General features: G+C 63.9%; 10 protein-coding genes and 1 pseudogene. 5 read left to right on the forward strand and 6 right to left on the reverse strand.

From position 1 onward, the window contains the following. Positions 1 to 232: 232 nt before the first annotated feature. The 6 genes from BKP54_RS34535 to BKP54_RS34555 form a co-directional block, all read right to left on the reverse strand. Complete coding sequence (locus BKP54_RS34535) at positions 233 to 1,129, reverse strand: hypothetical protein (protein WP_025427348.1); 897 nt, start codon at positions 1,127 to 1,129, stop codon at positions 233 to 235. Positions 1,130 to 1,256: 127 nt separating this feature from the next. Further along, positions 1,257 to 1,610 carry a VOC family protein gene (locus BKP54_RS34540; protein WP_025427347.1) on the reverse strand — a complete coding sequence of 118 codons (354 nt, stop codon included), beginning with the start codon at positions 1,608 to 1,610 and terminating at the stop codon, positions 1,257 to 1,259. Beyond that, entirely contained in the window at positions 1,603 to 2,025 is a 423-nt protein-coding gene (locus tag BKP54_RS34545) for a polyketide cyclase (protein ID WP_025427346.1), read from the reverse strand. The genes BKP54_RS34540 and BKP54_RS34545 overlap by 8 nt, the downstream gene beginning before the upstream one ends. A 79-nt stretch (positions 2,026 to 2,104) precedes the next feature. Beyond that, positions 2,105 to 2,644, reverse strand: a complete 540-nt coding sequence (locus BKP54_RS34550; RefSeq protein WP_245318029.1) for a helix-turn-helix domain-containing protein — start codon at positions 2,642 to 2,644, stop codon at positions 2,105 to 2,107. Continuing rightward, entirely contained in the window at positions 2,578 to 2,889 is a 312-nt protein-coding gene (locus BKP54_RS37005) for a DUF6597 domain-containing transcriptional factor (protein WP_245318030.1), read from the reverse strand. Before BKP54_RS37005 ends, BKP54_RS34550 begins: the two co-directional genes overlap by 67 nt. 49 nt (positions 2,890 to 2,938) lie before the next feature. Next, positions 2,939 to 4,357, reverse strand: coding sequence for a sodium:alanine symporter family protein (locus tag BKP54_RS34555; protein ID WP_057208728.1), 1,419 nt, complete (start codon positions 4,355 to 4,357; stop codon positions 2,939 to 2,941). 187 nt (positions 4,358 to 4,544) lie between these two features. Here BKP54_RS34555 and ccoG point away from each other — a divergent pair, with 187 nt between their 5' ends. The 5 genes and pseudogenes from ccoG to gndA all read left to right on the forward strand — a co-directional run bounded on the left by ccoG (position 4,545) and on the right by gndA (position 10,663). After that, complete coding sequence (gene ccoG / locus BKP54_RS34560; protein WP_025427343.1) at positions 4,545 to 6,119, forward strand: cytochrome c oxidase accessory protein CcoG; 1,575 nt, start codon at positions 4,545 to 4,547, stop codon at positions 6,117 to 6,119. Then, positions 6,116 to 6,612, forward strand: a pseudogene (locus tag BKP54_RS34565) (FixH family protein). The gene ccoG and the pseudogene BKP54_RS34565 overlap by 4 nt, the downstream one beginning before the upstream one ends. Further along, a complete protein-coding gene (locus BKP54_RS34570; RefSeq protein WP_025427341.1) occupies positions 6,609 to 8,897 on the forward strand; it encodes a cation-translocating P-type ATPase in 2,289 nt (762 codons plus the stop codon). Before BKP54_RS34565 ends, BKP54_RS34570 begins: the two are co-directional and overlap by 4 nt. Then, positions 8,894 to 9,052: a cbb3-type cytochrome oxidase assembly protein CcoS gene (ccoS, locus tag BKP54_RS34575; RefSeq protein WP_025427340.1), complete on the forward strand. Its 159-nt coding sequence runs from the start codon at positions 8,894 to 8,896 to the stop codon at positions 9,050 to 9,052. The genes BKP54_RS34570 and ccoS overlap by 4 nt, the downstream gene beginning before the upstream one ends. Before the next feature lie 180 nt (positions 9,053 to 9,232). Beyond that, complete coding sequence (gene gndA / locus BKP54_RS34580; protein ID WP_025427339.1) at positions 9,233 to 10,663, forward strand: NADP-dependent phosphogluconate dehydrogenase; 1,431 nt, start codon at positions 9,233 to 9,235, stop codon at positions 10,661 to 10,663. Positions 10,664 to 10,723: the final 60 nt, after the last annotated feature.

Here is a 10,723-nt window from a genome sequence, read left to right on the forward strand (position 1 = left end):
CCCCGACGCTCAAGGTTTGCCCCTCACTGTCCTGCCGGACATCTCTCCCCGCCAGCGGGGAGAGAGCCGTTGGGAGCGACGCTTTCGCCGAACATCGGCGTTGATGGGTGCGGTGCCGGCCCGGCTTGCTACCTTCGCCCCGCTGGCGGGGAGAAGGTGCTGGCAGGCGGATGAGGGGCGGTACCAATCGTCAAGTTAAGAAAATGGCCGCGTCGAAAGACGCGGCCTATCTTCATTCCAGCGCAGCGGCGATGGTGGCGCCGACCATGACGCTTGAAAGGGCGGCGCCCAAAAGCAGCGGCGCGTTGACCGGTCGGCGCACGACGGTGCCGAAATTGAACAGGTTCATCGGCAACAGGTGAAAGCCGCCGCCCTCGGGTTTGCTGCGTGGGGCTTCCATGAAACATTCGTCGTCGAACCAGATCCAGTCATTGCGCCAGGTCCAGCAGCCCTTGTCGCGATAGACGGCGGCAACCTCCTCGGCGAAGGCCTTATCGGCCGGCAGCCTGATGTAGTTGACCGGCTTGCGGCTAAAATACTGCATCGCCAGCGGCATCGAGCGTTCGGTGCAATAGTTCGACATCCAGAGCTTGAAGCCGATTTCGTCGCGAAGCCGGTCGAGCACGCGAAACACCTGCACATGATCCTCGTGACCGTACTCGCCCCAGGGATTGTGGGTGAAGACGTTCATGTCGGGCTTCAACCGCGGCTGCAGCGTGCGATAGAGCGTTTCGTAGTTTTCACGGTAGGCCTGGGCGATCGGCCGCGTCGAGTGGCGGAAGCTGCCGGGCATCAGTTGCGACAGCGATTTCTTCACCACGCGCTTGGCCTCGCGACGCGTGCCTTCGGTTCCGAACTCCATGCCGTAGGGGCCAGGCTTCGGGCTCGTCCAATCGGCGCAGTCGAAGGAGCCGGTCTCCTCCATCTCGAGGAACCGGACGTTGCCGCGGGGATAGGCCTTGATGGCGGCAACGCGGGCGTCGCCCATCTGCGGCTCCGACCAGATATCGCGATAAAGGATGATGACCTCGTCGACCTTTTTCAGGATCGAGGTGAACCACAGCAGTTCGTCGTCGGGGTGGGCGCCGATGATGACGGAATTCCGCAGAAACTCGTGATCGTCTGACATTGCCCAGCGCCCTTTGCCGCTTCTTGTTTTCGCGCGCAATCTTGGGATGCAAAGATTAAGTCTGGGTAAAATCTGCAGGCGCAGACGCCGGTTGTCCACAGGTGGCGGAAACCGGCGCGAGGGATGGTTATTGCGCCGACCAAACCGCCAGCTCGTAGCCGTCAGGATCGGCGAAGTGGAAGCGCCGGCCGCCGGGGAAGGGGAAGATCGGTTGCAGGATTTTTCCGCCGGCCGCCTCGACCTTCGTCAAGCTCTCTTCCAGATTGTCGGCATAGATGATGATCAGCGGCCCTCCGGCCCGGACTGGCCCTGTCGTGGTGAAGCCGCCGGTCAATCTTCCGTCCTGGAACTCGCAATATTCGGGGCCGTAATCCGTGAAGGTCCAGCCGAAGGCGCCGCCATAGAACGCCTTACTGGCGGCGATGTCGGAGACGTTGAACTCGACATAGTCGATGCGGCGATCGTTGCCCTTGTTACCCATGATGTGTCCTGTCGCTTTCTGATTCCAAGATTGACTTAAGGGCGGCGAGATCCTTCGCCACCCATTCGGCATCGCCGGCGAATTGCTCGTCGCTCATGTCGGCCTGCCGCAGCAGCGTGAACATCACCTCGGCGCCATCGTCGTTCGACACGACGCGCAGGGCGTTGTGCACCTTCACGCCGTTTTCCAGCGTCACCAGATGATCGACGACGCCGAAGGCATTGTCGGGGGCAAAACGCACGCGCGCGTTGCCGAGCGGTCCCGGAGCGACCCATTCTTCCCCGTCGCGCGTCAGGCCGGACGAAAGGCCCGATGCCCAGAGCGGCATGTTTTCAGGCTTGGCCATGAAAACATAGACCTCGTGCCAGTCGCGCTCGATCGAGATGTGGATGATTTTCGCTGCCAGTGTCGTCATGCGTTTCGTCGCCTTGCCATTGCCGTTGCAATCAAGGGGTAGCACCACAGGGCGTCGCCGTCTTGAATGAAACGGCCAGTCAGTTCGCGAGCTGGCGCCGGATTTCGCGCGGCGAGAGCGAGGTCAGCTCCCTGGTCTCGCGCGTCAGGTGGGCTTGGTCGGCGTAGCCGGTATCAAGCGCAAGCGCGCTCAGGCTCGCCTCAACGTCGCTTCGGCAGGTGGCGAGAAAACGCTGCAGGCGGAGGATGCGGTCGAGCGTCTTGGCGCCATAGCCGAAATGTTCGTGGCAGCGGCGGCGCAGCGTGCGCTCGCTGGTTCCTGTCGTCTGCGCCAGCAGCCGGATCGGGTTGTCAGACATCGGTTGCCTCTGGCGCAACTCAGCCAGGCAAGCGGCGATGTCGGCAGGCGGGGCTGCGACCGCCGCCAGCCTTTTCTCAACCGCGTGAGCAAGCATCGCGGCACGCGCTGCTGCGCTACCGGCCTCAGTCATCCGCGCATGGAGTTCATCGGCGGCGGCACCCCAGAAGGCATCGAGCGGCACGACCGTACCGGTCAGCTCGCAAAGCGGCGTGCGCAGCCAGGAGGCGGCAATACCGGCCCGAAAGCGCAGGCCGACCACGTCTCGCGGGGGCCGATGACCGGAAAGGCTGCGACCCTGTCTGGGCCGGCAACAGCCAGACCCCGGCTCGACCAGATGATATCGACGCAGCCATCGGGAACGACAGCCATGGGCGAGGGCGGGCCCTCGGGCATGGTATGGCTCCAAAGGCACTCCACATGGCCCGCAAGCGAGGCAGGCGCCGAGCGCTCGCGGTAGATGCCGCAGCGCTTGGCAAGCGTCAGTGGCCGCAAGGTACCATGCATGCCTTGCCCTCCGAGGTCTCCCGCTTCCGGTTACCTGTCTCTTGCCGCCCTAATCGCGCGACCAGATCTTGCCGTCGATCTGCCCTTGCAGTTCCGGGTAGTCGGCGGCGTGGAAGACCGGCTCGACACCCTGCTTGCGCTGGGCGAAATAGTCCTTCGTCAGCTTGGCAATGGTACCCGACAGGAGCAGGATGGCAATCAGGTTGATCGTCGCCATCAGGCCCATCGAGGCGTCGGCGGCGTCGAACACGGTGGCGATGCTCTCATAGGCGCCCCAGACGACCATGGCGAGAACGGCGCATCGCATGAGGGTGATGCCGAGACGGTTGGCGCCGCCGAGATAGGTCAGCGCGTTCTCCGCGTAGGAATAGTTGCCGATGATCGAGGTGAAGGCGAAGAAGAAGATCGCAATGGCGATGAAATAGCTGCCCGCCCAGCCGATATGGACGTTCATGGCGGCCTGGGTCAGTTGCGTGCCGGTGATGCCGGAGCCGGGCTCCAGCGTGCCGGACAAGAGGATCATCACCGATGTCGCGGTGCAGATCAGGATCGTGTCGATGAAGACGCCGAGCGATTGTACGAACCCTTGCGAGGCCGGGTGATGCGGAACCGGGGTGGCGACGGCTGCGATATTCGGGGCGGAGCCCATGCCGGCTTCGTTGGAGAACAGGCCGCGCTTGACGCCGTTGAGCATGGCGGCAGCGACCCCGCCGGTGATGCCGCCTGCCGCTTCCTGCAGGCCGAAGGCGCTGGAAATGATGGTCCAGAGCACCGTTGGCACCAGCGAGGCGTTGGCGATCAGCACATAGATCGCCATCAGCAGATAGGCGACGGCCATGAACGGCACGACGATTTCGGCAACGCGCGCAATCTGGCGGATACCGCCGAAGATGACGATGCCCGAGAGCGCTGCAACGGCGATGCCGACCACGATCTTCGGAATGCCGAAGGCGCCCTGTACGGCATCGGCGATCGAATTGGCCTGAACCGCATTGAAGACGAGACCGAAGGAAAGGATGAGGCAGACGGAGAAGATCGTTGCCGCCCACGGCGCATTGAGGCCACGGGCGATGTAGAAGGCCGGACCGCCGCGATACTGGCCGTTTTCGTTCTTGACCTTGTAGAGCTGGGCCAGCGCGCTTTCCGCATAGGCCGTCGCCATGCCGACGAGCGCGACCATCCACATCCAGAAGGTGGCGCCCGGTCCGCCGAGATAGAGCGCAACGGCAACGCCGGCGAGATTGCCGGTGCCGACGCGCGAGGCAAGGCTCACGGTCAGCGCCTGGAACGGACTGATGCCCGCCGCATCCTTCGACCCGCCGCTGCTCAACACACGAAACATCTCGCCGAAATGCACGATCTGAGGAAAGCCAAGCCGGATGGTGAAGAAGATGCCGACGGCGAGCAGGCCATAAATGAGCACATAGCCCCAGAAGATCGTGTTCAAAAAGCCGATGATCGTGTCCATGCGGTCCTCGTAGGTTTGGCGGGATGTCGTGGTGTGGCAATTGCCATCAAGTCGCGCGGCATGAAGCCCGGACGTTTCGACGCATGCGGCCGCTTTAGCCCGCAAACTTGACACAGATCAACGTTTCCGGCCGCCAGATCGGGCAAAACAGCGTTCAATACGCGATATATTCGGGGATATCCCACAGATGCAGCCTCAATCCGCCACAAACGCCCCCATCGTCGAACGCCACGAGGCCGAGGCGGTCAACGCGGCGCATGTGCGCAAGCCGCTTTACGAAAAGCGCAAGAAGATCTTCCCGAAGCGCGCCGAGGGACGATTCCGCCAGTTCAAGTGGCTGGTGATGCTGGTCACGCTCGGCATCTACTATCTGACGCCGTGGATCCGCTGGGACCGCGGCGAGCATGCGCCCGACCAGGCGGTGCTTGTCGATATCGCCGCCCGTCGCTTCTATTTCTTCTTCATCGAGATCTGGCCGCAGGAATTCTTCTTCGTGGCCGGGCTTCTCGTGATGGCGGGTTTCGGCCTCTTCCTGGTCACGTCAGCCGTCGGGCGCGCCTGGTGCGGCTACACCTGTCCTCAGACCGTCTGGGTCGACCTGTTCCTTGTCGTCGAGCGCTACATTGAAGGCGACCGCAACGCGCGCATGAAGCTCGATGCCGGACCATGGACAGCGGCCAAGATCGTCAAGCGGGTGACGAAACATTCGATCTGGATTCTGATCGGCATTGCCACCGGCGGCGCCTGGATCTTCTATTTTGCCGACGCGCCGGCCTTGCTGAAGAGCTTCGTCTCGCTCGAGGCGCCGACGATCGCCTATATGACCGTCGCGATTCTCACCGCCACGACCTATGTGTTCGGCGGGCTGATGCGGGAGCAGGTCTGCACCTATATGTGCCCGTGGCCGCGCATCCAGGCGGCGATGCTCGACGAAAACTCGCTGGTCGTCACCTATAACGACTGGCGTGGCGAACCGCGCTCGCGCCACCAGAAGAAGGCGGCAGCCGCGGGCGAGAGCGTCGGCGACTGCGTCGATTGCAATGCCTGCGTCGTCGTCTGTCCGATGGGCATCGACATCCGCGACGGCCAGCAGCTCGAATGCATCACCTGCGCGCTCTGCATCGACGCCTGCGATAACGTCATGGACAAGCTTGGGCGCGAGCGCGGGCTGATCGCCTATGCGACGCTGAGCGATTATGCCTCCAACATGGCGCTTGCCACCGACGGCGGCACGACGGCGATCGACCCGGGCCGGGTGCGTGACGCCGACGGCACCTTCGTCGACAAGGTCAGGCATTTCAACTGGAAGATCGTCTTCCGGCCGCGCGTGCTTGTGTATCTCGGCGTCTGGACGCTGGTTGGTATCGGCCTGCTCTATGCGCTCCTGGCGCGCGATCGGCTGGAGCTCAACGTGCTGCACGATCGCAACCCGCAATTCGTGCTCGAATCGGATGGATCGGTGCGCAACGGCTACATGGTCAAGCTCTTGAACATGATCCCCGAACAGCGCACGATCACACTCACCATCGACGGCATGCCGTCGGCGATGATGCGCATTGCCGGCCAGGCACCGGGCGACGGCCGCAGCTTTGCCGTCGGCGTCGATCCGGACAAGGTGACGGCGCTGAAAGTGTTCGTGACGCTGCCGAAGGATAAACTCGGCGAAGCGGAAGACGGCTTCAGCCTGATTGCAGAAGACCCGTCGAGCCATGAGCGCGACGAATACCAGGCCAACTTCAACCAACCGGGAGCCGCGAAATGACCGCTGACCAAGGCAGGCAACCCCGTGTCTTCACCGGATGGCACATGCTCGGCGTGATGGTGCTGTTCTTCGGCACCATCATCACCGTCAACCTGATCATGGCCTGGAACGCAGCCACAGCTGGAGCGGGCTCGTCGTCCAGAACACCTATGTCGCCAGCCAGCAGTTCAACGGCAAGGTGAAGGAGGCGCGCGCCTTTGCAGCGAGCGGCCTCGACGGCAAGCTCAGCCTGGAGCCGGGCGCGGTGCGCTACACGCTGACGCGACAAGGCAAGGCTGAAACGTCGGCCGACAAGGTCGTTGCCGTGTTCAAGCGTCCGGTCGAGGAGCATGAGGACGTGCAGATCGAGATGGCGCATCAGGGCAACGGCGTCTTCGTTGCCGCAACCGACCTTAAGCGCGGACAATGGATTGCCGATATCACCGCGACGTCGGGCGACAAGGTCGTCTATCGCCAGGCCATTCGCTTCATCGCGCCGGGAGAGCGTCCATGAGTTGCTGCGCTGCCGGCGCCGAAACCGCGCTGGAGATCGACAGGAGTGCGCAAGGCCTGCCGAGTTCGGAAGAGCTGTGGCTGACCAGCCGCACGCTCGGCAGTGGCCTTCGCCAGACCGACCTCAGCGTGCCCGGCATCCACTGCGGCGCCTGCATCACGACGATCGAGGCTGCCCTGAAGAGCCGGCCGGAGGTGGAGCGCGCCCGCGTCAACCTGTCCTCGCGCCGGGTCTCAGTCGTCTGGAAGGAAGAGGTCGCGGGGCAGCGCAGCGATCCGCGCGAACTGGCGCGCGCGATCCGCGAGCGCGGCTACGAAACGCATCTGTTTGCACCCGGCGAGGAAGAGGGCGACACGCTGTTGAAGCAGCTGGTCCGCGCCGTTGCCGTCGCCGGCTTTGCCTCGACCAACATCATGCTGCTCTCGGTCTCGGTCTGGTCGGGCGCCGAGGCGGCAACGCGCGATCTCTTCCATTGGATTTCGGCGCTGATCGCCGCGCCGACGCTGATCTATGCCGGCCGGTTCTTCTATGCCTCCGCCTGGAATGCGCTGAAGCACGGCCGCACGAACATGGACGTGCCGATCGCCCTGGCGATCACGCTCTCCTACGGCATCTCGCTTTATGAGACGATCACTCACGGCACCCATGCCTGGTTCGACGGCACGGTGATGCTTCTGTTCTTCCTGCTTATCGGCCGCACGCTCGACCACATGATGCGCGGCCGCGCCCGCTCGGCGATCAGCAGCCTGGCGCGCCTGTCGCCGCGCGGGGCGATGGTCATCGATGCCGACGGCAGCCGCGAATACCGTCCGGTGGACGAGATCAAGCCGGGCGAACGGCTGGCGATTGCGGCCGGCGAGCGTATTCCTGTCGATGGCCGGATTCTCGTCGGCTCGAGCGACCTGGACCGCTCGATCGTCAACGGCGAAAGCGCACCCGCGCCGGTGCATATTGGCGACACGGTCGAGGCCGGCACGCTCAACCTGACGGGACCGCTGACGATCGAGGCGACGGCTGCTGCCCGCGACTCGCTGCTCGCGGAAATCATGGGCCTGATGGAGGCGGCCGAAGGGGGCAGGGCGCGTTATCGCCGCATCGCCGATCGGGCAGCGCAATATTATTCGCCAGCGGTTCACCTGTTGGCCTTCCTGAGCTTTATCGGCTGGATGTTCGTCGACGGCGATTTCCATCACGCCATGCTGGTGGCCGTTGCTGTGCTGATCATCACCTGCCCATGCGCCCTTGGCCTGGCGGTGCCGGTGGTGCAGGTCATTGCCGCAGGCCGGCTCTTCCAGAACGGCGTCATGGTAAAGGACGGATCGGCCATGGAGCGGCTGGCCGAGATCGACACGGTGCTGTTCGACAAGACCGGCACGCTGACCGCCGGGGAACCGCGCCTGACCAACGGGGCCGAGATCAAGCCGGCGGTGCTGGCGACCGCTGCCGGCCTTGCCGTGCATTCGCGCCACCCGCTGGCCATGGCCATCCACGATGCGGCTGCGATCGCGCCGGTTCTCTCCGGCGATATCCGTGAAATCCCGGGCGCGGGCATCGAGGCACAGACGACCGACGGCATCTATCGTCTCGGCAGCCGCGCCTTTGCCTGTGGCGACGCCGGTGAGGCGAGCGGCCAGTCGGAGGTCATCCTCTCGCTCGACGGACGCGAGCTTGCCTGCTTCCGCTTTGAAGACCGGCTGCGGCCACAGGCGCGCGAAAGCGTCGACAAGCTGACACGCATGGGCTTTGCAACCGGCATTCTCTCGGGCGACCGCGAGCCGGTCGTGGCAGCGCTTGCCCGCAGGCTCGGCATCATCCGCTGGCGTTCCGAACTGTCGCCGCGCGGCAAGGTCGACGAATGCGCGGCTGCGGCCGAAGGCGGTCATCGCGTGCTGATGGTCGGCGACGGTATCAATGATGCGCCGGCGCTGCGTGCAGCCCACGTCTCGATGGCGCCGGCAACGGCTGCCGACGTCGGCCGGCAGGCTGCCGATTTCGTCTTCCTGCACCAGGGCCTCGACGCCGTGCCGATGGCGATCGACACCTCGCGCCGGGCAGGCCGGCTGATCCGCCAGAACTTCGCGCTGGCGATCGGCTACAACGTCATCGCCGTCCCGATCGCCATCATGGGCTACGCGACGCCGTTGATTGCAGCCATCGCCATGTCGACATCGTCGATCATCGTCGTTGCCAACGCTTTGCGGCTGCGCGCGAAGGTGGCGAAGTCTGCCGCAGCGATCGAGCGACAGGCGCCGACGACGCTGGGCGCGATCGGAAGCGCCTCATGAACACGCTGATCTATCTCATTCCGATCGCATTGTTCTTAGGGGGACTCGGTCTCGTCGCCTTCCTCTGGGCGCTGAAGAGCGGCCAGTACGAAGACCTCGACGGCGCCTCCTGGCGCGTGCTCGACGATGGCGACGGCAAGCCCGAAAAGGAGTGATTTTCTCAAGAATCGCTTGTCGTTAATCGATTTGAATGCCAAAACAGCCTCCGCCGTCGCATCTCGCGTCCGCCCCTTTCCCGAGGGGCAATGCGAGCGCGCGAAGTTTAATTCGAGGGGCCGGCTCCCACGCGTTTATCCTGATCGCGTCCGGCTCTCCTGTCCAATGGAGGCAATCACGTGTCACAGGCGGAAATCGGCCTTATCGGTCTCGGCGTCATGGGCTCGAACCTGGCGCTCAACATCGCTGAAAAAGGCAACAAGATAGCGGTCTTCAACCGCACCGTCGAAGCGACGCACAAATTCTACGCGGAAGCCGGCGAACTCCAGGGCCAGATCGTGCCCTGCGACACCATCGAAGAGTTCGTCGCCGCCATCCGCCCGCCACGTCCGATCATCATCATGATCAAGGCCGGCGAGCCGGTCGATCAGCAGATGGAAATCCTCAAGCCGTACCTCGCCAAGGGCGACATCATGATCGATGCCGGCAACGCCAACTTCCGCGACACGATGCGCCGCTTCGATGCGCTGAAGGACTCAGGTCTGACCTTCATCGGCATGGGTGTTTCCGGCGGTGAAGAGGGCGCGCGCCATGGCCCGTCGATCATGGTCGGCGGCACGGAAGATTCCTACAAGCGCGTCGAGACGGTGCTGACCTCGATCGCCGCGAAATACGACAATGATCCGTGCGTTGCCTGGCTCGGCGAAAACGGCGCCGGCCACTTCGTCAAGACCATCCACAACGGCATCGAATATGCCGATATGCAGATGATCGCCGAAATCTACGGTATCCTGCGCGACGGCTTGAAGATGACGGCCGGCGAAATCGGCGAAGTCTTTGGCGCCTGGAACAAGGGTCGCCTGAATTCCTACCTGATCGAGATCACCGAAAAGGTCTTGAAGGCAGCGGATCCGCTGACCGGCAAGCCGATCGTCGACCTGATCCTCGACAAGGCCGGCCAGAAGGGCACCGGCAAGTGGTCGGTGATCGAAGCGCAGAACATGGGCGTTCCGGCAACCGCGATCGAAGCGGCCGTTGCCGCGCGCAGCATCTCGTCCGCCAAGGATGAGCGCGAAGCCGCCGAGAAGATCCTCGGCCTGCCTGATGTCGGCGAGTTAAAGGTCACTGATAAGGCTGCCTTCATCAAGGACCTGGAAAACGCGCTGCTGGCCGCCAAGATCGGCGCCTATGCTCAAGGCTTTGCCGTCATGTCCGCCGCCTCGAAGGAATTCAACTGGTCGCTGCCGATGCCAACGATTGCCAAGATCTGGCGCGCCGGCTGCATCATCCGCTCGCAGTTCCTGGATGAAATCACCACCGCCTTCACCAAGGCGCCCGATGCCGCCAACCTGATCGTCACCCCGGCCTTTGCCGCCATGGTCAAGGAAACCGACGGGGCACTGCGCCGTGTCGTTTCGGCGGCCATGCTCGGTGGCCTGCCGGCGCCGGCGCTGGCCTCGGCACTCGGCTACTTCGACAGCTACCGCCGCGGCCGCGGCACTGCCAACGTGATCCAGGCCCAGCGCGACTTCTTCGGCGCCCACGGCTTCGACCGCGTCGATGGCGCCGATGCCCACCACGGCCCGTGGGGCAGCGGCCTCAACGCCTGAGCGGGCAAAATCGGAATTTCGAACGGGGCGGCCTACAGCGCCGCGCGTCTTATTAGAGCG

Source organism: Ensifer sp. 1H6 (assembly GCF_001976035.1).
In the GTDB taxonomy this organism is placed as follows: Bacteria; Pseudomonadota; Alphaproteobacteria; order Rhizobiales; family Rhizobiaceae; genus Ensifer; species Ensifer canadensis.

What these genes read in the sequence shown, in the direction of transcription:
- BKP54_RS34555 (WP_057208728.1), bottom strand. Translation starts at nt 4,357, where the DNA reads ATGGACACGATCATCGGCTTTTTGAACACGATCTTCTGGGGCTATGTG.
- BKP54_RS34545 (WP_025427346.1), bottom strand. Translation starts at nt 2,025, where the DNA reads ATGACGACACTGGCAGCGAAAATCATCCACATCTCGATCGAGCGCGAC.
- ccoS (WP_025427340.1), top strand. Translation starts at nt 8,894, where the DNA reads ATGAACACGCTGATCTATCTCATTCCGATCGCATTGTTCTTAGGGGGA.
- ccoG (WP_025427343.1), top strand. Translation starts at nt 4,545, where the DNA reads ATGCAGCCTCAATCCGCCACAAACGCCCCCATCGTCGAACGCCACGAG.
- BKP54_RS34535 (WP_025427348.1), bottom strand. Translation starts at nt 1,129, where the DNA reads ATGTCAGACGATCACGAGTTTCTGCGGAATTCCGTCATCATCGGCGCC.
- BKP54_RS37005 (WP_245318030.1), bottom strand. Translation starts at nt 2,889, where the DNA reads ATGCATGGTACCTTGCGGCCACTGACGCTTGCCAAGCGCTGCGGCATC.
- BKP54_RS34540 (WP_025427347.1), bottom strand. Translation starts at nt 1,610, where the DNA reads ATGGGTAACAAGGGCAACGATCGCCGCATCGACTATGTCGAGTTCAAC.
- BKP54_RS34570 (WP_025427341.1), top strand. Translation starts at nt 6,609, where the DNA reads ATGAGTTGCTGCGCTGCCGGCGCCGAAACCGCGCTGGAGATCGACAGG.